22 protein-coding genes are annotated in these 20,018 nt (G+C 64.9%); 13 read left to right on the forward strand and 9 right to left on the reverse strand.

The genetic code is table 11. The features are described 5' to 3' along the window. Window positions 1-31: 31 nt before the first annotated feature. Complete coding sequence (locus BMX99_RS06790) at window positions 32-865, reverse strand: methyltransferase domain-containing protein (protein WP_093449198.1); 834 nt, start codon at window positions 863-865, stop codon at window positions 32-34. 47 nt (window positions 866-912) lie between these two features. Here BMX99_RS06790 and BMX99_RS06795 point away from each other — a divergent pair, with 47 nt between their 5' ends. Genes BMX99_RS06795 through BMX99_RS06810 form a run of 4 tightly spaced genes read left to right on the forward strand, consistent with a single transcriptional unit; the run spans window position 913 to window position 3,165 of the window. Further along, window positions 913-1,611, forward strand: coding sequence for a ComF family protein (locus BMX99_RS06795; protein WP_244525486.1), 699 nt, complete (start codon window positions 913-915; stop codon window positions 1,609-1,611). 29 nt (window positions 1,612-1,640) lie between these two features. Continuing rightward, window positions 1,641-1,895 (forward strand): glutaredoxin 3, encoded by a 255-nt coding sequence (gene grxC, locus BMX99_RS06800; RefSeq protein ID WP_093449206.1) that lies wholly within the window; start codon window positions 1,641-1,643, stop codon window positions 1,893-1,895. Continuing rightward, window positions 1,895-2,728, forward strand: coding sequence for a carbon-nitrogen hydrolase family protein (locus tag BMX99_RS06805; RefSeq protein ID WP_093449209.1), 834 nt, complete (start codon window positions 1,895-1,897; stop codon window positions 2,726-2,728). Before grxC ends, BMX99_RS06805 begins: the two co-directional genes overlap by 1 nt. Further along, window positions 2,725-3,165, forward strand: a complete 441-nt coding sequence (locus tag BMX99_RS06810; RefSeq protein ID WP_093449214.1) for a MarR family winged helix-turn-helix transcriptional regulator — start codon at window positions 2,725-2,727, stop codon at window positions 3,163-3,165. The genes BMX99_RS06805 and BMX99_RS06810 overlap by 4 nt, the downstream gene beginning before the upstream one ends. Before the next feature lie 35 nt (window positions 3,166-3,200). On the opposite strand, the gene ubiG is transcribed toward BMX99_RS06810, so the two are convergent. Then, window positions 3,201-3,941 carry a bifunctional 2-polyprenyl-6-hydroxyphenol methylase/3-demethylubiquinol 3-O-methyltransferase UbiG gene (ubiG, locus tag BMX99_RS06815; protein WP_093449217.1) on the reverse strand — a complete coding sequence of 247 codons (741 nt, stop codon included), beginning with the start codon at window positions 3,939-3,941 and terminating at the stop codon, window positions 3,201-3,203. Window positions 3,942-3,991: 50 nt separating this feature from the next. Between ubiG and pip the strand changes: the two genes are divergently transcribed. Together pip and BMX99_RS06825 are read left to right on the forward strand one after the other, a co-directional pair. Continuing rightward, window positions 3,992-4,975, forward strand: coding sequence for a prolyl aminopeptidase (gene pip, locus BMX99_RS06820; protein ID WP_093449220.1), 984 nt, complete (start codon window positions 3,992-3,994; stop codon window positions 4,973-4,975). Next, the gene (locus BMX99_RS06825) at window positions 4,972-5,907 is read left to right on the forward strand and encodes a glycine reductase (RefSeq protein ID WP_244525487.1); all 936 of its coding nucleotides are present in this window, start codon (window positions 4,972-4,974) and stop codon (window positions 5,905-5,907) included. Before pip ends, BMX99_RS06825 begins: the two co-directional genes overlap by 4 nt. A gap of 34 nt (window positions 5,908-5,941) precedes the next feature. On the opposite strand, the gene holA is transcribed toward BMX99_RS06825, so the two are convergent. The 3 genes from holA to leuS are packed head-to-tail and all read right to left on the reverse strand — an operon-like array spanning window position 5,942 to window position 10,103. Beyond that, the gene (holA, locus tag BMX99_RS06830) at window positions 5,942-6,967 is read right to left on the reverse strand and encodes a DNA polymerase III subunit delta (RefSeq protein WP_093449223.1); all 1,026 of its coding nucleotides are present in this window, start codon (window positions 6,965-6,967) and stop codon (window positions 5,942-5,944) included. Between the two features lie 6 nt (window positions 6,968-6,973). Then, the gene (gene lptE, locus BMX99_RS06835) at window positions 6,974-7,465 is read right to left on the reverse strand and encodes an LPS assembly lipoprotein LptE (protein ID WP_093449225.1); all 492 of its coding nucleotides are present in this window, start codon (window positions 7,463-7,465) and stop codon (window positions 6,974-6,976) included. Next, window positions 7,452-10,103, reverse strand: coding sequence for a leucine--tRNA ligase (gene leuS, locus BMX99_RS06840; RefSeq protein WP_093449228.1), 2,652 nt, complete (start codon window positions 10,101-10,103; stop codon window positions 7,452-7,454). Before leuS ends, lptE begins: the two co-directional genes overlap by 14 nt. A 137-nt stretch (window positions 10,104-10,240) precedes the next feature. Between leuS and BMX99_RS06845 the strand changes: the two genes are divergently transcribed. Continuing rightward, the gene (locus BMX99_RS06845) at window positions 10,241-11,485 is read left to right on the forward strand and encodes a glycosyltransferase (protein WP_093449231.1); all 1,245 of its coding nucleotides are present in this window, start codon (window positions 10,241-10,243) and stop codon (window positions 11,483-11,485) included. A 105-nt stretch (window positions 11,486-11,590) separates the two neighbouring features. Here BMX99_RS06845 and BMX99_RS06850 read toward each other — a convergent pair whose 3' ends face one another. Beyond that, entirely contained in the window at window positions 11,591-12,076 is a 486-nt protein-coding gene (locus BMX99_RS06850; protein WP_093449234.1) for a DUF3576 domain-containing protein, read from the reverse strand. 269 nt (window positions 12,077-12,345) lie between these two features. On the opposite strand from BMX99_RS06850, the gene BMX99_RS06855 reads away from it, so the two are divergent. Together BMX99_RS06855 and BMX99_RS06860 are read left to right on the forward strand one after the other, a co-directional pair. Next, a complete protein-coding gene (locus BMX99_RS06855; RefSeq protein WP_093449236.1) occupies window positions 12,346-13,212 on the forward strand; it encodes a porin in 867 nt (288 codons plus the stop codon). Between the two features lie 202 nt (window positions 13,213-13,414). Beyond that, window positions 13,415-14,062: a YggS family pyridoxal phosphate-dependent enzyme gene (locus BMX99_RS06860; protein ID WP_093449239.1), complete on the forward strand. Its 648-nt coding sequence runs from the start codon at window positions 13,415-13,417 to the stop codon at window positions 14,060-14,062. 6 nt (window positions 14,063-14,068) lie between these two features. Here BMX99_RS06860 and BMX99_RS06865 read toward each other — a convergent pair whose 3' ends face one another. Both BMX99_RS06865 and ribA read right to left on the reverse strand, forming a co-directional pair. Beyond that, window positions 14,069-14,545 carry a L,D-transpeptidase family protein gene (locus BMX99_RS06865; protein ID WP_093451145.1) on the reverse strand — a complete coding sequence of 159 codons (477 nt, stop codon included), beginning with the start codon at window positions 14,543-14,545 and terminating at the stop codon, window positions 14,069-14,071. 2 nt (window positions 14,546-14,547) lie between these two features. Further along, complete coding sequence (gene ribA, locus BMX99_RS06870; RefSeq protein WP_093449242.1) at window positions 14,548-15,624, reverse strand: GTP cyclohydrolase II; 1,077 nt, start codon at window positions 15,622-15,624, stop codon at window positions 14,548-14,550. Between the two features lie 202 nt (window positions 15,625-15,826). On the opposite strand from ribA, the gene BMX99_RS06875 reads away from it, so the two are divergent. Together BMX99_RS06875 and BMX99_RS06880 are read left to right on the forward strand one after the other, a co-directional pair. Further along, a complete protein-coding gene (locus BMX99_RS06875; RefSeq protein ID WP_093449245.1) occupies window positions 15,827-16,513 on the forward strand; it encodes a response regulator transcription factor in 687 nt (228 codons plus the stop codon). A gap of 249 nt (window positions 16,514-16,762) precedes the next feature. After that, window positions 16,763-17,626: a DMT family transporter gene (locus BMX99_RS06880; RefSeq protein ID WP_175480268.1), complete on the forward strand. Its 864-nt coding sequence runs from the start codon at window positions 16,763-16,765 to the stop codon at window positions 17,624-17,626. Between the two features lie 32 nt (window positions 17,627-17,658). On the opposite strand, the gene BMX99_RS06885 is transcribed toward BMX99_RS06880, so the two are convergent. Then, window positions 17,659-18,846, reverse strand: a complete 1,188-nt coding sequence (locus BMX99_RS06885; RefSeq protein WP_093451148.1) for a MalY/PatB family protein — start codon at window positions 18,844-18,846, stop codon at window positions 17,659-17,661. Between the two features lie 155 nt (window positions 18,847-19,001). Between BMX99_RS06885 and def (BMX99_RS06890) the strand changes: the two genes are divergently transcribed. Both def (BMX99_RS06890) and def (BMX99_RS06895) read left to right on the forward strand, forming a co-directional pair. Beyond that, the gene (gene def / locus BMX99_RS06890; RefSeq protein ID WP_093451151.1) at window positions 19,002-19,520 is read left to right on the forward strand and encodes a peptide deformylase; all 519 of its coding nucleotides are present in this window, start codon (window positions 19,002-19,004) and stop codon (window positions 19,518-19,520) included. Beyond that, complete coding sequence (def, locus tag BMX99_RS06895) at window positions 19,517-20,014, forward strand: peptide deformylase (RefSeq protein ID WP_093449250.1); 498 nt, start codon at window positions 19,517-19,519, stop codon at window positions 20,012-20,014. Before def (BMX99_RS06890) ends, def (BMX99_RS06895) begins: the two co-directional genes overlap by 4 nt. Window positions 20,015-20,018 lie beyond the last annotated feature (4 nt).

Raw genomic sequence — 20,018 nt, forward strand, 5'->3', positions numbered from 1 at the left:
TAGACCGGACCTAGCGAGTTCCGGCGCGTCGTCAATCCTTCAGGGGCAAATCGCGCGCATTCAGCGCATCTGCCAGCCGTGTGGTGGCGGACCCGGGGCGCAGCGGCTTGGGCTGGCTGTCGTCGGGGGACCAGCCCGTCAGGGTGACCAGATCGAAGGTCGCGGGGATGCGGTGGTCTGCCGACGGGTCGCCATAGGCTTCGGCATAGATCTCGGCGGCGCGCAGCAGCACGCGGGGCCGCGTCGGGTGGCGCAGGCGCCCCGCCAGGGAGTTGCCTTCGCCCATGTGGCGCAATTCGCGCATAAGGTGCAGGGCAGACGGGTAGGTGGCGGTAAAGGGATGCCCGTCCGCCACCGGAAGGGCCAGGCCCGCGCGTTGCAGCAGCCCGCCCATGTCGCGGATCTCGGCCATGGGGGCGACGCGGGGCGACAGGCCGCCGGTGACCTCGGCCTCGGCCTGGGCGAGGGCGGCACGCAGTTCCGACAGGGTCTGACCGCCGGGGAAGACCGCCAGGAAAAGCCCGTCGGGACGCAGGGCGCGGGCGCATTGGATGATCTGGCCCAGGGGATCGTCGGCCCAGTGCAGCGCCATGGCGTGGATCACCAGATCCTGCGTGCCGGGGGTCAGGTCCAGCACCTCGTCATCCGGGATGATCCGCGCCGAGGGGCCAAGGGCATTGGCCCATTTCCCGGGGTGGCCGGTGACGATCACCGCGTCCGTGAACGATCTATTAACCATGGCGAGGCGATCCTGAATGTCCTCGATGGCGAGATCATGCAGAAACAGCGCCTCGTCCCGCGTGCGGGCACGGTTGCGGGCAAGGGCTGTGCGGTCGGTCAGGCGGGGTGGCGCGGATTGGGTCATGGGGGATAGATATGCGGGCATCACGGGTCGTGCAAACGGCATTGCGGATGATCTATCCGCCGACCTGCCTGGCCTGCGATGCCCGGGTCGAGACGGAACAGGGCCTGTGTGGTGCCTGCTGGCGCGAGACGCGGTTTGTCAACGCGCATCCCTGTGACGCCTGCGGTGCGCCGCTTGCCGGGGATCACGCGGAACCGGGCGAGCTGTGTGACGATTGTCTGCGCGTCGCGCGGCCTTGGGTCGCGGGGCGCACGGCGCTGATCTATGGCGGCACGGGGCGGCGCATCGTGTTGGGGTTGAAACACGGTGACCGGCTGGACCTGATGGGGCCCGCTGCGCGCTGGATGGCGCGGGCGGGTGGCGATCTGGTGCAGCCCGACATGCTGGTCACGGCCATCCCGCTGCATTGGCGGCGGCGGGTAAAACGGCGCTACAACCAAAGCGTTGAACTGGGGCGCAGGGTGGCGCGGCTGCTGGATCTGGACTTCTGCCCCGATGTGCTGATCCGGCCCCGGGCGACGCCGGTGCTGGACGGCAAATCCCCGGCGGATCGCCTGCGCACGCTGGACGGCGCGCTGGTCCTGAACCCCGCGCGGCAGGGGCTGATCGCCGGGCGGCCGGTGCTTCTGGTCGACGATGTCATGACCTCGGGCGCGACGCTTTCGGTGGCAAGCCGCGCCCTGACGCAGGGTGGTGCCGCGAATGTGCGGGTCCTGACACTGGCGCGGGCGGTGAAAGAGGCTTAGGTTCCGGCCAAACAAGGCTGGAGGCCCGGATGAAACCTGTCACGATCTACACCACGCCCATCTGCGGATTCTGCGCGGCGGCCAAGCGTCTGCTGGACCAGAAGGGCGTGTCCTACGATGAAATCGACGTGATGCGCGACGCCGAGAAGAAGCAAGAGATGATGCAGCGCGCCGGTCGTCACACCGTGCCGCAGATCTGGATCGGCGAAACCCACGTGGGCGGCTGCGACGATCTGTATGATCTGGAACGCTCGGGCAAGCTTGACCCGATGCTGGCCGCCTGATGAAGGCCGCGCTGCTTCAGATCACCTCGTCCGATCAGCCGGATGACAACCTGCAGATGTTGCGCGGCATGGTCCGTGACGCGGCGGCGCAGGGCGCGGGTTTTGTCCTGACGCCCGAGGTCAGCAACTGCGTCTCGACCAGCCGCAGCCACCAGGAGGCCGTGCTGGAGCCGGAGAAGGGCAACACCTTCCTCGCCGGGATGATCGAAGAGGCGCGCGCGCAGGGCGTCTGGCTTCTGCTTGGGTCCATCGGGGTGAAGACCGGCGATGCGGACGGGCGCTTTGCCAACCGGTCCTTCCTGATCTCGCCGCAGGGCGAGATCGCGGGCTGGTACGACAAGATCCACATGTTCGATGTCGATGTGTCGGAAACGGAAACCTACCGCGAATCCGCCGGGTATCGCCCCGGCGACCGCGCCGTGGTGGCCGACGCGGGCTTTGCCAAGATCGGAATGTCGATCTGTTATGACCTGCGGTTTGCGCGGCTGTATCGCGTGCTGGCCCATGCGGGGGCGCAGATCCTGACCATACCGGCCGCCTTTTCACCTGTGACCGGTGCGGCGCATTGGGAATCGATCCTGCGTGCCCGCGCGATTGAGACCGGGTGTTTCGTCCTGGCCCCGGCGCAATGCGGCACCCATGCCGCCAGCACTGGCAAACAACGCAGCACACACGGGCATTCGCTGGTCGTTGCCCCCTGGGGCGAGGTTCTGCTGGACGCCGGCACCGAACCCGGCGTTTATTGCGTCGACCTGGACATGGCCGCCGTGGCCGAGGCGCGACGCCGTGTCCCTTCGCTTACCCACGACCGGGAGTTCACGCTGGACCAATGACGGATCCCAGAAATGCCCTTGCCATTGCGCTGTTCAGCGAAATCCTGACGGCCGACCAGCTGGTGCGCAACCGGCTGTCGCGGGTGATGCCCAAGGGGATGGAGATTTCGCATTTTTCCGTCCTCAACCATCTCGCCCATATCGAGAAGGAGAGGACCCCGGCCCAGCTGGCACAGACGTTTCACGTGACGCGCGGGGCGATGACCAACACGCTAAGCCGGCTTGAGACGGCCGGTTATGTGCATATCCGCCCCGACTGGGACGACGCGCGGCGCAAGATGGTCGGCATCTCGCGGGCGGGGCGTCTGGCGCGGGATACGGCGCTGGAAGGGATTTCTCCGATGGTGGAAGAGCTGATCGGCGAACTGGGGCCCGACAAGGTGCGGGCGGTGCTGCCGATCCTGCGCGAATTGCGCGGCAAGCTGGAACAGGATTAGACCCTGTTCCGCCGTTTCGTGCCTGTTTTCGCGCCTCAGCGGCGCAGCGATGCGGTGACGTAGTTCACGCTGAGATCCCGGTCGGACAGCCGCCATTGCCAGGACACCGGATTGAAGGTGAAGCCCTTGCGATCCACCGGCTCCAGCCCCGCGTTGCGCAGCAGGTCGAACAGCTCGTCCGGGGTGATGAACTTGTTCCAGTCATGCGTGCCCTTGGGCAGCCAGCGCATGACGTATTCCGCCCCCACGATGGCCATGGCAAAGCTTTTGGGATTGCGGTTGATCGTCGAACAGATGTGGATGCCGCCGGGTTTGAGCAGGTCATGACAGGCGGTCAGATAGGCCAGCGGATCGGCCACGTGTTCCACCACTTCCATGTTCAGCACGGCGTCGAATTGCTCGCCCGCGGCGGCCAGCGCCTCGGCTGTGGTGTGGCGGTAATCGATGGTCAGGCCGGATTGCTCGGCATGGATGCGGGCCACGGGGATGTTGCGTTCGGCGGCATCGGCGCCGACGATCGTCGCGCCCAGCCGGGCCATGGGTTCGCACAAAAGCCCGCCACCGCAGCCGATGTCTAGGATGCGCAGACCTTCGAACGGGCGGTCCGCCGAAAGATCGCGGCCATATTCGGCGGCGATCTGCGTGGTGATATAGTCCAGCCGCGTCGGATTAAGCATGTGCAGTGGCTTGAACTTGCCGTCCGGGTTCCACCAATCGGCGGCCATGGCTTCGAACTTTGCGACCTCTGCCGGGTCGATTGTGCCGGTTGATTGCATTTCCTGATCCTTGGGGTCATGCTGATTTGCAACTCTATATAGGGCAGATCATGGACAAGTCCTCGGGCCAAAAGAGCGCATCTTCCTTTCTTTATCCCCCGATCGATCCCTTCGATCAGCGGATGCTGGATGTGGGCGACGGCCACACGATCTATGTGGAACAGGCGGGCAACCCGGACGGGCAGCCCGTGGTGGTGTTGCATGGCGGACCGGGCGGCGGCTGCAGCCCGGCGATGCGGCGCTATTTCAACCCTGACCATTACCGCGTGATCCTGTTCGATCAGCGCGGCTGTGGCCGGTCGCGGCCCCATGCCAGCGTCACCGACAACACCACATGGCACCTCGTGTCGGATATCGAACTGATCCGAGAGACCCTGGGCATCGACAAATGGATCGTCTTCGGCGGCAGCTGGGGCGCGACCCTGTCGCTGATCTATGCCCAGACCCATCCCGACCGCGCGTCCCACCTTGTGCTGCGCGGTGTCTTCCTGATGACCCAGAGCGAGCTTGACTGGTTCTACCAGGGCGGGGCCGGGGCCTTCTGGCCCGAGGCCTGGGCGCGCTTTGTCGATCCCATTCCGGTCGAGGAACGTGATGATCTGATCGCGGCCTACCACCGGCGGCTTTTCGGCGACGACATGGTGGTGCAGACGAAATACGCGAGCATCTGGTCGTCCTGGGAAAACTCTCTGGCGTCGATGCGGACGGGCGGCATGGGCGGCGAGGCCCCCGGTGATTACGCCCGCGCCTTTGCCCGGTTGGAAAACCATTATTTCACCAATGCCGGCTGGCTGGACGAAGATGGCCAGATCCTGCGTGATCTGGACCGGATCGCGCATATTCCAGGGGTCATCGTGCAGGGCCGCTATGACATGATCTGCCCGCCGCGCATGGCCTATGAATTGGCCAGCCGCTGGCCGAACGGGCAGCTGCGGATCGTCGATCACGCGGGTCATGCGCTGTCCGAACCCGGCATCTCGGCGGAACTGGTGCGGGCGATGAACCGCATCGCCGGCGAAAAGGCGGTGGCGTGAGCGGGCTGGAGGCCACGCCCGATCCCGCGGCCGGACAGGCCGCCCCCCATGACGTGCCCGTGCCCTACATGCAGCGCACCCGGGACTGGTACCTCGCCCTGGGGTTCGACAACCCTTACGTCTGGGCGCATTACCGCGATGTGCCCTTTGCGCCGCTGAAAAAGCCTGTGACGCAGGTCAAACTGGCGCTGATCACCACCGCCGCGCCCTATCAGGCGGACAAGGGCGATCAGGGGCCCGGCGCGCCCTACAATGCCGCTGCCAAGTTCTATTCGGTCTATTCCGGCGACGTGCGCGACGACCACGATCTGCGGATCGCGCATGTGGCGATCGACCGCGACAATACCACGATGGAAGACCCGGGCAGCTGGTTTCCCCTGCCCGCCCTTCGCGCGGTCGAGGGGCGGCTGTTCGGATCGCTGACCGACCGCTTCCACGGGCTGCCGACGAACCGGTCGGTGCGGCACACGCTGGCGGTGGATGCGCCCGAGATCCTGCGCCGCGTGCAGGAAGACGGGGCCGAGGCCGCGCTTCTGGTGCCCAATTGCCCGGTCTGCCACCAGTCCGTGACGCTGATCGCGCGGCATCTTGAGGCCGAGGGGATCCCGACGGTGATCATGGGTTGCGCCCGCGACGTGGTGGATCACGTCGGCGCGCCGCGGTTCCTGTTTTCCGATTTCCCCCTGGGCAATTCGGCGGGCAAGCCCAAGGATCCCGACAGCCAGGCACAGACGCTGGCGCTGGCGCTGCGGGTGCTGGAACAGGCCCCGGCGGCGCGCACAATGGTTCAGAACCCGCAGATCTGGTCCGAGGATCCCGCCTGGAAGCTGGATTATTCCAACGTCGCCACGCGGAGCGAGGAAGAGATGGCCCAGCACCGCGCCAAGGCCCATGCGGATCGGGAAATCGCCCGCCAAATCCGCCAGGGTTAGAGCCTGAATTCGGGTCTTTTCCGGCGCGGGTGCCCTAGCGCCGCGCCATCATCGCCAGACGGATCAGCGACCGTTCCACCAGCGCCATGGCCGGGGCCGTCTGCGCGGCGGACCGCAGGGCCAGGTCGGTCTGGGTAATCTCGGTCAGGGCGGCCTGAAGTTTCTGCGCGCCCCAGCCCTGGGCCTGGCGCAGCACCTTGTCGCGACGCGGGCCAAAGACCGGCGGGCGCACTTTGTTGATGCCCTCGTTCGAGCCGCCGGGATGGGCGGCCACGGCATAAAGCGTGCGGAAATGGCGCATCAGCCCGATGCACAGCGTCACCGGCTGCGTGCCCTGCGCCCGCAGGCGCTGCATCAGCGGGCCGATCTGATCCGATTTCGCCTCGGCCACGATGTCGAGAAGATCGTCGATCTCGGCCTCGGTCGAGGCGGGGGCGATGGCGGCGATGTCTTCGGGCAGTACGGCGGTGTCGTCGCCGAACTTGTACAGCACCAGCTTTTCCAGCGTCTGGCGGAAATCACCGGGGTCGATGGCATTGGCCAGGGCGCTCAGGTCGCGCAGCGCCTCCTGGCTGAGGTTCTGCAGGCCCGAGCGCTTCAGCTCGGCCTCGATCTCTCCGCGTGTCGGCGGGTTGTCGTAGATCGCGGCGGCATAGGCGTTGACGTGGGTCTCAAAAAACTTGCGGAGTTTCGACGTGGGCTTCAGCTGCCCGGCGGTGATCACCACCTGGGCGTCACCCGCCTGCCAGTCCTGCAGCGCGGGCAGGATCGCGGGGGCGTGGGCCTCGGTCGCGTCTTCGACAAAGACGACGCGGGGGCCGGGGAAGAAGCCCACGGCCTTGATCGCATCGGTCAGCATCGCGGGGTCGCGGCGCACCTCGGCCCCGTTCATGCGGGTCAGGCGCATTTCCTCTTCGCCATTGGGGCCGACCAGGGCGGCGACGGCCTCTTGCCGTTTCAGGGCGATGCGCATGCCGTCCGCGCCATAGATCAGCAGCCCGGTCTTGTCCGGGTCGGGCCTGGCAAAATAGCTGGTCGCGTCGCGGGGCGAAAGTTTCATCGCGGATCAGGAGGCCGGGGCCGCAGCGATCAGCCGGGTGACGATCTGATCGGCCAGGATGACCATCAGCCGGTCCTGCGCATCGGTCCGTGCGGCGGTGGTGGCCACGGTGCTTCCGGTGGTGGAATAGCCGGTGAACCCGCCAACATTGCCCTGGGTGACAACCGCCCCGTCGGGGCCGGTCAGGGTGTAATCGGCGCTGCCGACGATTTCGAACCGGCGGGTCACGTTGGTCGAGGTCACGGCGATGCGTTCGTCGCTGGTGGTGATCGCGGTGGTCAGTTGGTAATCGCCGCCGGGCGCATGGCCCAGGCGGCGTTCGATCTGCTGGTTCAGCAGGTACTCCAGCCGCGTCTGCGGCGCGGCCAGCGCGATATTGCGCGTGACCGACGCCGCGTTGCCGCCCGGCCCATAGGCCGGGGCAAAGCCGCAGGCCGACAGCACCAGCGTCAAAGACGCCAGTCCCGCCAGCAGATTGCGTCGCTTACATGACCACATTCACGATCCGTCCGGGGACAACGATGACCTTCTTGGGCTGGGCCCCATCCAGCGCCCTTTGCACAGCATCGGTGGCCAGGGCGAGTTTTTCAACCTCGGCCTTGTCCATGTCCTTGGGCACGTCGATTTCGCCGCGCCGCTTGCCGTTGACCTGGATCGGAAGCGTGACCGTATCCTCGATCAGCATCGACTCGTCCGCCTGGGGCCAGGGCGCTTCGGTGATCAGGCCTTCGCCGCCCAGGGTTTGCCAGATCTCTTCCGACAGGTGCGGGGTCATGGGCGACATCAGCTGGGCCAAAGTCTTGATCGCCATGCGTTTCGCCACGACCCCCGCCTTGGATTTGGCGATGGTATTGGTGAACCCGTAGAGCTTGGCGATGGCGGCGTTGAAGCCGAAGCTGTCGATGCCAAGGGTCACATCCTTGATGGTCTTGTGCATCTCGCGCAGCAGCTGCTCGTCCGACCCGGCCGTGTCGGCCTCGCCATCGGTCAGCTCGGCGGCAAGACGGTAGACGCGGGCCAGGTGTTTCGACGCGGCCTCGGCGCCCGAGGCGGTCCATTCCACGTCACGCTCCGGCGGGCTGTCGGACAGGACGAACCAGCGCGCGGTATCGGCCCCGTATTGCGAGATGATCTGCACCGGGTCGACCACGTTGTTCTTGGACTTGGACATCTTGGCCGAGGGGATGATCGTCACCTCGGTCCCAATAAGAGCTTCGGCTACTGCGGCGGTGAAGAGTGGATCATCCTCACTAGAGACGCCCTCTGATTTCATCCAAAGTTCCACGTTCTCTCGAAGGAAGGCGCGCTGTTTTCCTCCAACATTCGCTAAGACGACTTCCTCGGGGTAGTGATAGACCGGCCGGCCATCGGTGCCGGTGGTCTGGTAGATCGCGTGCGTCACCATGCCCTGCGTGAACAGCGCATCAAACGGTTCCTTCGCCGTCTCGGGCAGGTGGCCGCAGATATGCATCGCCCGCGCGAAGAAGCGCGAATAGAGCAGGTGCAGGATCGCGTGTTCGATGCCGCCGATATACTGATCGACGTTCATCCAGTATTCGGCCTCGGTCAGATCGGTAGGGGTATCGGCGCGCGGCGCGGTGAAGCGGGCGAAGTACCACGACGAATCGACAAAGGTGTCCATCGTGTCCGTCTCGCGCCGGGCCGGTTTGCCGCAGGAGGGGCAGGGCACGTCGCGCCAGGTCGGGTGACGGTCCAGCGGGTTGCCGGGGATGTCAAAGGACACATCGTCGGGCAGCTGGACGGGCAGGTTTTCCTTTTTCTCGGGCACCACGCCGCAGGCGTCGCAATGCACGACCGGGATCGGGCAGCCCCAATAGCGCTGACGGGACAGGCCCCAGTCGCGCAGGCGGAACTTGGTCACGCCATGACCGACACCGTTCTTTTCGCAGAAATCGACGGCTGCGTTGACGGCTTCGTCTCCGGTCTGGACCTCGTCGCCGGCGATCAGGCGGGTATAGCGGACCTTTTCCGATTTGGTCGGCACGAAGGGCGCGGCCTGGATGTCGTGATCGCCTTCGGTCGGAAGGAAGGTGTCGATGATCGGCAGGCCGTATTTCGTCGCGAACTCGTGGTCGCGTTCGTCATGGCCGGGGCAGCCGAAGATCGCGCCGGTGCCGTAGTCCATCAGGATGAAGTTGGCGATATAGACCGGCAGTTCCCAGGCGGTGTCAAAGGGGTGGCGGACCTTCAGCCCGGTGTCAAAGCCCAGCTTTTCGGCCTTTTCCAGCGCCTCTTCGGTGGTGCCGCCCTGGCGGGCCTTTTCACAGAAGGCTGCAACCTCGGGCGAGGATTTCTCAAGATCCTTGGCCAGCGGGTGGTCGGGCGAAATGCCGACGAAGGAGGCCCCCATCAGCGTGTCGGGGCGGGTGGTATAGACCTCGACCCGGTCATGGCCGTGCGGCGCGTCGATCAGCGAGAAGGCGAATTGCAACCCGCGCGACTTGCCGATCCAGTTGGCCTGCATGGTCTTCACCTTGGCGGGCCAGTTGTCCAGCGTATCCAGCGCGGACAGAAGCTCGTCAGAGTAATCCGAGATCTTGAAGAACCATTGCGTCAGCTCGCGCCGTTCGACCAGCGCGCCAGACCGCCAGCCGCGCCCGTCCTCGACCTGTTCGTTGGCCAGGACGGTCATGTCGACCGGGTCCCAGTTCACCACGGCGTTCTTGCGGTAGACCAGGCCCTTTTCCAGGAAATCCAGGAACAGCGCCTGCTGCTGGCCGTAGTATTCCGGGTCGCAGGTGGCGAACATCCGCGTCCAGTCCAGCGAGAAGCCAAGCGGCTTCATCTGCGCGACCATCGTGTCGATGTTGGAATAGGTCCAGTCCTTGGGGTGGCCGCCATTGGCCATCGCGGCGTTTTCCGCCGGCATCCCGAAGGCGTCAAAGCCCATGGGGTGAAGCACGTTGTGGCCGGTGGCCATCTTGTAGCGCGCAACCACGTCGCCCATGGTGTAATTGCGGACGTGCCCGATGTGGATGCGCCCCGAGGGGTAGGGGAACATCTCTAGCACGTAATACTTGGGCTTGTCGGCGGTGCGTTCGGCGTGGAACACCCCGGCCTCGTCCCAGGCCTTTTGCCATTTCGGTTCGATCTCGGCGGCGGAATAGCGCGACATGCCGGTTCCTTCCTGAAGTGCGTTTGGCGTGGGTGATATGCGCCGCGCGACCAAGCGTCCAGAGCTTTGCGCCCCCGCGGTGCTTGGCGCGGGTCCCCGGGCCTGTATATGGTGCGGCAAACAGGCGGGCCGCAGGCATGAAGATCCTATTCATCCACCAGAATTTCCCCGGGCAGTTCAAGCACCTTGCGGTCGAGCTGGCCCGGCAGGGCCACGAGGTCAAGGCGCTGACCCTGCGGGTCAAGGAACGCACCCGGTGGAACGGTGTCGATATCCTGCCCTATGCGCTTCAGAAACGGTCGGAACAGCGCACGCACCCTTGGGTCCTTGATCTGGACAGCAAGGTGACGCGGGCGGAATCCTGCTATCGCGCGGCGCGGATGCTGCGCGATCAGGGCTATGCGCCGGATGTCATCATCGCGCATCACGGCTGGGGCGAGGCGATGTTCCTGCGCGACGTCTGGCCCGCCGCCCGCATGGGTCTGTATTGTGAGCTGTATCACCTGACGGACTATCCGCACGCGGGCTTCGATCCGGAATTCCCGGTCCCCGACCAGATGGATGCAGAGATCCGTATCCGTCTGAAGAACCTCAACAATCATCTGCATTTCGAGGCCGCGCAGGCGGGCATCAGCCCGACGCATTTCCAGGCGGACACCTTCCCGCAGCCCTTCCGCGACAAGATCACCGTGGTGCATGACGGGATCAATACCGACATGCTGCAGCGGCGCGACGACGTGCGGTTCGAGATCGAGGGTGGCCCGGTCCTGACCCGCGAAGACGAGGTCGTGACCTTCGTGAACCGCAACCTTGAACCCTATCGCGGCTATCACGTCTTCATGCGGGCGCTGCCGCGCCTGCTGCGCGAACGGCCCCATGCGCAGGTGGTCGTGGTCGGTGGTGACGGCGTGTCCTACGGGGCGCGGCCGCCCAAGGGGCAGACGTGGAAGCAGATCTATATAGACGAGGTGCGCGACCGGATTCCCGACGCCGACTGGGCGCGGGTGCATTTCCTGGGGCGCATCCCCTATGACCGCTTCGTGCGGCTGCTGCAGGTCGGGCGGGTGCACCTGTACCTGACCTATCCCTTCGTCCTGTCCTGGTCGCTGTTCGAATCGATGTCCTGCGAGGCGGCGATCGTCGCCTCGGCCACCGCCCCGGTGCAGGAGGCGCTGACCCACGATGTCACCGCGCGGCTGGTGGATTTCTTTGACGGCGATGCCCTGGTCGATCAGGCGATTGATCTGCTTGAGGACAGCGCCGCCCGCGACAGGCTGGGCCGTGCGGCTCGGGCGCATGTCCGTGACACCTATGATCTGCGCCGCCATTGCTTGCCACGGCAGCTGAAGTGGGTCAGCGATCTGGCGCAGATGTCTGTTTGATCCGGGGAGCGTCGCCGGACAGCCGCAGGGCAATTGACGTCACGACAAAGAAAAGCCCGGACGATCAGGTCCGGGCTTTCGAATTCCTTGGGGTTGCTGCGGCCGTTACAGTTTGCCATCGGCCGTGCGCAGCTGGCGGGCGCGGGTCAGGATCGCATCTTCAACCGCGCGCTGCGTGCCGGCCGCCACCGGGCCGCTGCGGGTCATGATCGCCACGTTCAGCGAACGTGCGTCCAGTGCCGGGTCCTTGATATAGATCGTCGCGCGATAGGCACGGCCACCGCCGGGCGGGGTGCCATAGCCGGTCACGATCACGCCGGTGAAGGGGTCGATCGTCTGAACGGGCAGGAAATCAAGCACTTCCAGCGACGCATTCCAGAGATAGCGGTTGACCGCGACGCGGTCACCTTTGTCGCGCTGCTGGCGCAGAGCGTCCCAGATCGTGGTCTGTTTACGGTCCAGGCGCTCAATCTCAAGCTGGTCGGCAACCTCGCGGGCCGAGCCGGGCGCGCCGCCCGTGAAGCCACCGAATCGACCGCAACTGGCGACGACCAGAACAGAGATCAGAAGAATGACGGCTTTGACGTTCATATCGGGGCCCCGCAATCGAAATCCTGAACACTCCTAAAGAAGGCCACGGGTCTGGGCAAGTTGTAATGGTTACAAAGCCATTAACACGCGCATCCCGCGTGTAATGGCGGGGGGGATGAAACGGACTGTGGCAATGCTGCACCATTTTTCGGTCGAGTCCGCAGGCCGCTTTGAGCAGACTTGCAAAGAGAGGGCGAAAAGAGCGAAACGTCTGCCATACCCAGACGGGAGACCGGGCTGGGCTGACTTGTGAAATCGAGGGAAAACCTATGAAAAAGATTCTCTTCGCGACGACCGCTCTCGTTGCCACCGCTGGCGTCGCAGCCGCAGACGTCTCCGTCTCGGGCCGCGCAGCTTTCGGTCTGCGTCACAACGGCGTGACCTCCACCACCGTTCTGACCAACAACTTCGACCTGTACTTCTCGGGCACCACCGAGACCGACGGCGGCGTTGCACTGTCGGCCACCTTTGAAATGGAAGGCCTGGGCAACACCGGCAACTACACCAAAGGCACCGCGGTCACCTCGACCACCGTGTTCTCGGCTTCCGCAGGCGGCCTGACCTTCTCGTACGGTAACACCGACGGCGCGTTCGACAAAGCAATGGTCGAAGTTCACCGCATCGCCGGCATCGGCTACGAACTCTGGGGCGGCACCTCCTTCATCGACAACAACGATGGCGGCCAGATCGCACGTATCGACTACGCAATGGGCGATTTCGCTGTTGCTCTGTCCTACGCAGGCTTCGACAAATCCACCGGCATCGGCGCCAAGTACTCCACCGACATGGGTTCCGCAAAGCTGACCCTGGGCGCTGGTTACGAATCGCAGACCGGCGACGACTACTGGGGTCTGTCGGCCAAAGCTGACTTCGGTGCATTCTCGGTTGCTGCTGGCTACGCAGACTCCAAGAACAACACCGTCTTCAACGGCACCTGGAACATCTCCGCTCAGTACTCCGCAAACGGCCTGACCGTTGGCGCGAACTACCTGGACTCCAAAACCGCCAACACCGACGGTTACACCGTGTTCGGTTCGTACAACCTGGGTGGCGGCGCATCGCTGTTCGCTCAGTACGGTGAGCGTGCCAACGGCACCACCAAAACCGGTTCGCTGGGTGTTGCATTCTCCTTCTAAGTTCTACGCTTAGAAAAGAATTCACGGATGGGCAGACCTTCGGGTCTGCCCATTTCCGTTTCGGGGCCGGGGTTTCCCCCCACGTCTGACCCAAGGGCCTGTCGTGCATGCGGCGGGCCCTTGGTGGTTTTGGGGGGTGTCCGCCTGATCGGGGCCTGCTGACATCTGGACGCGGGCCGGTCTTCGTGACATCCCTAGGCCCATGTCGCTGACCGAAATCACCACCCGCCTGACCAAAGCCGCCCAAGACGCCGGACGCGATCCGGCCAGTGTGACGCTGATTGCCGTGTCCAAGATGCAGCCGGACGAAAACGTCCGCGCCGTGCTGGAACAGGGCCACCGCGTCTTTGGCGAAAACCGCGTTCAGGAGGCGGCCGGGAAATGGCCCGGCTTCCGCGAGGATTTCGGCGATATCGACCTGCATATCATCGGCCCCTTGCAGACAAACAAGGCCCGTCAGGCGATGGAACTGGCCCAGGCGATCCATTCCGTCGATCGCCCCAAGCTGGCCACCACCCTTGCGCGGCTGGCGGATGAAATCGGGTCCTGCCCCGACCTGTTCATCCAGGTGAACACCGGGGAAGAGCCGCAGAAAGCCGGGATTCTGCCCGCCGACACGGATGCCTTCGTGAAAGAGGTCCGCGATCTGGGGCTGCCGCTGAAGGGGTTGATGTGTATTCCCCCGGTCGAGGAAACGCCCTCTCTCCACTTTGCGCTGCTGGCCAAACTGGCCGCGCGCAACGGGCTGGAGGGGTTGTCCATGGGCATGTCCGGCGATTTCGAACAGGCGATTGCCCTGGGTGCGACCCATGTGCGGGTCGGGTCCGCCATTTTCGGTGCGCGGAGCTAAAGAAGCCTAGACCAGAATCGCTGTGCCCGGCGGCGTGACCGAGGCCAGCCAGCGGATGTCCTGACGCGAAAAGGCCAGGCAGCCTTCGGTCGGGAATCCGGGGCGGCGCCATTGGTGCAGGAAGATCGCCGATCCCGCGCCCGGCGTGGCCAGCGGCCAGTTCCAATCGCTTAGCAACACGATGTCATACAGCGGATCGGCGCGGCGCAGGTCTTCGTGGCTGCCCGCATAGGGGGCCTGGACCAGCTGATTATAGTCCGCGTCCCCGGCCTCATCCGACCAGAGCATCCCCGGCAGGATCGGCTGCGCCCAAGGCGCGGGGGCGGGCACACGGTCGGGACGATACAGACAGCCCACCACATGCCAAAGCCCGCGCGGCGTGGCCCCATCGCCTTCGCGTTTCTCGGTGCTCAGCCCGCCGCGCCCGATAGAACAGGGCAGGGTGATCTGGCCGACGCGCAGGCCCGCAGGGGTCAGGCGCAGGGTCACAGCAGATGCCCGGACTTGGCGGCCTTGGTGGCGAGATAGGCGGCGTTATGCGGATTTTCCCCCACCTTCAGCGGCACGCGTTCCGTCACGGCGATGCCGGCACGTTCCATCATCGCAATCTTGTTGGGGTTGTTGGTCAGCAGTCGGGCCGAGGTGAACCCCATTTCCTTCAGCAGGGCGGCACCCAGCCGGAAATCGCGTTCGTCGTCCTCGAATCCCAGGCGGTGGTTGGCCTCGACCGTGTCAAAGCCCTGATCCTGCAGCGAATAGGCGCGCATCTTGTTGGCCAGGCCGATGCCGCGCCCTTCCTGGTTCAGATACAGCAGCACGCCCGCGCCCTCTTGCCCCATCTGGGCCAGCGCGCCGGCCAGCTGCGGGCCACAGTCGCATTTCAGCGACCCCATGACATCGCCGGTGAAACAGGCGGAATGCAGGCGGGCCAGCACGGGCTTGTCGCGCGGGGGGCGGCCAATCTCGACGGCGTAATGTTCTTCGCCCCCGTCTTCGGGGCGGAAGACATGCAGGCGGGAATTCTCGGCCGAAAGAAGCGGAACGCGGGCCCCTACAATCGGATGCAGCGGGCTGGCCTGGTCCAGGATGTCGCGCGTGGGCTGGGCGTTGATACGGGTCAGACCGGCGGGGACCTGTGCCAGCGAAGCGTTCAGGGCGGCGGGCAGAAGCCGGGCGGATTTCAGGATTCGCAGCGCCAGGCGGTCCAGATCGGCGGTGCCGTCGCGCAGGGCAACCAGCGGGCCCTTCATCGGTTTGCGCAGATCGTCGGCCGGATCGGCCACGGCGTTCAGCCAGGTCAGGTCGACGTCACGCGGCAGAACGATGCGGGCCAGGTCGCCGTCATAGGCGCGGGCCTTCAGCGTCTCGGCCCGGCGGCCGGTGATCGCCAGATGCGGGCGGTCGGGCAGGGCGCAGAGATCGGCAAAACGGTCCGGCGACAGGGTCTCTACCGCGGCGACGATCAGGCAGCGGTCCCCGTCCACCAGCACGACGGGCAGCCCCATCCGCAGGTCGGCGCGGGCACGGGACAGGATTTCGGTGGCGTCTGGGATCAGGGACATGGCGGGGCCTTTCGGAACGTCGGACCTTATCTAAGCCATAAGATTGCAGAATTGAAACAATATCACATTTGCAGACACGTCCACGTGAGCCGCCGGTAGCATTCCTTGCCGAATGGGTGATGCACGCTCATGTGATCGGCAGCAGCGCAGGGCGCGGGCCGTCTTTGGTCCCCCGCCGGCGCAGAAGATAGGAGGGCCGAAGATGGCACAGCTGAAACGTATCCTGCTGGTCGATGACGACGATGACCTGCGCGAAGCGCTGAGCGAACAACTGGTGATGACCGAGGATTTCGACGTCCTCGAGGCCGACAATGGCGCCTGCGCCATGCAGAAGGTGAAGGAAAGCCTGTTCGACCTGCTGATCCTGGACGTCGGCCTGCCCGACACCGACGGGCGAGAGCTGTGCAAGCTGATGCGCAAGCAGGGGGTGAAGGCCCCGGTGCTGATGCTGACCGGCCATGACAGCGATGCCGACACGATCCTGGGCCTTGATGCGGGCGCGAACGATTACGTGACCAAGCCCTTCAAGTTCCCGGTGCTTCTGGCCCGCATCCGCGCCCAGCTGCGCCAGCACGAACAAAGCGAAGACGCCGTGTTCCAGCTGGGGCCCTATACCTTCCGTCCCAGCATGAAGGTGCTGATCACCGAGGACGAGAAAAAGATCCGCCTGACCGAGAAAGAGACGAACATCCTGAAGTTTCTTTACCGGTCGTCGGATGGTGTCGTGGCCCGCGATGTGCTGCTGCACGAGGTCTGGGGCTACAACGCCGGTGTGACGACTCATACACTTGAGACGCATATCTACCGCCTGCGCCAGAAGATCGAACCCGACCCCTCGAATGCGCGTCTTCTGGTCACCGAAAGCGGTGGGTATCGGCTGGTGGCTTAAAAGTCACAACCACAAGGAGAACATAGAGTAAGGAAATCCTGCCTTATTCTTGCCTGTTAAATGATGGTATCATGTAATCAGGCTCCTTCGTGGAACCATCCCGCACATATCCGGGTTTGATATGTACCTCCCTGTTGGACTTGCCCGGGCCTTGTGCCCGGGTTTCTTTTTGCCCGCATCCGTGAAATCAGTGATCCCACAAGGACGGGCCGGGAACGGCCTGCGACGGGGCAGAAGCGGGGACGCCGGGTGGATCTGGGCATATTTCTGTTGTCATTCAGCGCTGCGGTCTTCCTGGCGCTTGGGCTGGTGTTGACCACCTTCGGGCTGCGCAGCCTGTCGCCGCTGGTCGGGGCGTCCTACAGCGTGCCGACGTCGTTCGTGATGTTCCTGGTGATCTCTCCGGTGACGGTGGATCTGTCGGGGCTGGACTGGCGGGCGGCGGCGATCTTTGCGGCAGCGGGGGTGTTCTATCCGGCCGTTGTCTCGATGCTGAATTTCATGTCGAACCGGGCGCTTGGCCCCAACCTGACCGGCGGGCTGGGGAACCTGTCGCCGATCTTTGCCATCGGCCTGGCGGTTGTGCTTCTGGGCGAACTGCCAAGCGTGGCGCAATGGGCGGGGATCGCGGCGGTCTGCGCGGGGCTGGTCCTGCTGGCGCTGGACCGGGCGCGGCGCATCCCCGGCACGCGGCTGAAACTGCTGGCGGTGCCGCTGGCCGGGGCCTTCTTTCGCGGCGCGGTGCAGCCCGTGGTGAAACTTGGTCTGCTGATCTGGCCTTCGGCCTTTGCGGCGGCGCTGCTGGGCTATCTGATGTCGTCGCTGGTGATCTGGATCATGCGGCTGGCCACGGGGCAGAAAACCCCGCCGGGCGCGCGGGCGGGTGTGCTGTGGTTCATGTCCATCGGGCTTTGCAACGGGATCGCGTTGGTGCTGCTGTACCTCGCCCTCGGGCGGGGCGAGGTGGTGCAGGTGTCGCCGGTCGTCGCGCTGTATCCGTTGCTGACCATCGGGCTGAACCGGATGATCCACGGCGATCGCAGCATGGGCCCCCGCGGGCTGCTGGGCAGCCTTGTGTCGGTCGCGGGGGTGATCGTGGTTCTGCTGGGCTAGGGCCGGTTGCTGCCGGCCCTTGAGCCGGTCCCCTACTGGAGATCAGCGAAGGCGTCCTTCATCCGCGCTACGGCCTCTTCCACGCGGGCGCGGGGGGTGGCGAGGTTGAAGCGCTGGAAGCTTTCGCCGCCGGCACCGAAACTGTCACCCTGGTTCACCGCGATCCTCGCATCCTTGAGGATGCGGCGCTGCACCTCGGTCGTATCCATGCCGGTGTCGGTGAAATCGACCCAGGCCAGATAGGTGCCCTGAAGCGGCATCGACCGGACACCGGGAATGGCATTGATGCCCTCGTCAAAGATCCGGCGGTTGCCGTCGATATACTCCATCAGGGCATCGACCCAGGCGGCCCCTTCGGGCGTATAGGCGGCGGTGACCATGTGCTTGCCGAAGGCGTTCGGGGACAGGCCAAGCGCGCTCATCTTCGCGTCGAAGCGGAGGCGCAGGTCGGGATCCGAGATGATGACATTGCCGGTGTGCATGCCGGCCAGGTTGAAGGTCTTGGTGGCGGCGGTCATCATCACCAGGCGGTCGGCCGCGCCCTCGATCAGCGCCATCGGGATGTGCTTTTCGCCGGGCATCACCAGGTCGTGGTGGATTTCGTCCGAAACGATTATCAGATCGTGGCGCTTGGCGAAGTTCAGCACGCCGGTCAGTTCTTCGCGCGTCCAGACGCGGCCACCGGGATTGTGCGGCGAACAGAGCACCAGCATCTTTTCATTGCCGGTCATCATCGCGTCGTAGGCGTCGAAATCCAGCGTGTAGCGGTCGCCGTCGCGGGCCATCGGGCATTCCACGACCTGGCGGCCGGCGGCGCGGATGACGCGGAAGAAGGCGTGGTAGATCGGGGTGAACATGACGACGCCGTCCCCGGGATCAGTGAAGGCCTCGACACACATGCCGGTGCCGTTGACCAGACCATGGGTCGAGAAGATGTGGCCTGCGTCCACGCTCCACCCGTGGCGGGTCTGCATCCACCAGCAGATCGCGTCCAGATAGGCGCTGTCGTCACCGAAATAGCCGAAGATGCCGTGATCGGCGTAGTCGCGGACCGAAGCGAGGACCGATTGCGGCGGGCGGAAATCCATGTCGGCGACCCACATGGGGATGCCATCGTCAGAGGAGACGCCGCAAAAATCCTCCATCTTGTCCCATTTGGCGGAATGGGTGCCGCGCCGTTCGATCAGCGTGTCGAAATCCGGGGTATTGGGAGTATTCATGGTCATCCTCTGGTCTGTCCGGACCCTGATTTGCCTGGGGTCCATCCGGGGCCCATGGTCCGTCCCGGGAGGCTAGCGATTGCGCAGGCAGAGGCAAGGGGGGGCACCGTCCGGGCGATGTTGCGCAGATGCAAGGCTTGGCTTACATGAACCGCATGATCAGACCTATCCTCATCCACCCCGATCCGCGCCTGAAGAAGGTGGTCGATCCGGTATCCGACATCACGGACGAGCTGCGTGCCGTGGCCGACGACATGCTGGAGACGATGTACGACGCCCCCGGTATCGGGCTGGCAGGCCCGCAGATCGGCCTGATGAGCCGGCTGATCGTGCTGGATTGCGTGAAAGAAGAAGGCGCGGCCCCCCGTCCGCTGATCATGTTCAATCCCGAGATCATCGCATCTTCGGATGAAAAATCGGTGTACGAGGAAGGCTGCCTGTCGATCCCCGAGCAATACGCCGAGGTGACGCGCCCGGCCGAGGTGACGGTTACATGGATGGACCGGGACGGAAACGCCTGCGAAGACAGTTTCGACGGGCTCTGGGCGACCTGCGTGCAGCACGAGATCGACCATCTGAACGGCAAGCTGTTCATTGATTACCTCAGCCCGATGAAGCGTCAGATGATGACGCGGAAATCGCAGAAGCTGAAACGCGAACGGGCCCGCGCGTGACGGTCCGCCCGGTTCTGCACTGGCCCGACAAGCGGCTGCGCACCCCGGCCGCGGATGTGGCCGAGATCACCGATGACGTGCGCGCCATCTGGGACGACATGATCGACGTGATGGAGGCCATGCCCGGCGTTGGCCTGGCCGCGGTGCAGATCGGCGTGATGCAGCGGCTGGCGGTTGTCGATGCGTCGGACACGCGGGGCAAGGCGGTGCGCATGGCCAACCCCGAGGTGCTGCATGCCAGCGTGCAGCCGCGCGAGCATGAAGAGGCCTCGCCCTGCCTGCCGGGGGTGTCGGCAAAGATCACCCGCCCGCGCGCGGTGACGGTGCGGTTTCTGAACGAGGCGGGCGAGATCGAGGAGCGGGATTTCGTTGGCCTGTGGTCGACGAGCGTGCAGCATCAGATCGATCACCTGGCGGGGAAGATGTATTTCGACCGGCTGAGCAAGGTGAAGCGGGACATGTTGCTGAAGAAGGCGCGGAAGCTCCGGGGCTGATCGC

This window comes from Pseudooceanicola nitratireducens, from assembly GCF_900109195.1.
In the GTDB taxonomy this organism is placed as follows: Bacteria; Pseudomonadota; Alphaproteobacteria; order Rhodobacterales; family Rhodobacteraceae; genus Pseudooceanicola; species Pseudooceanicola nitratireducens.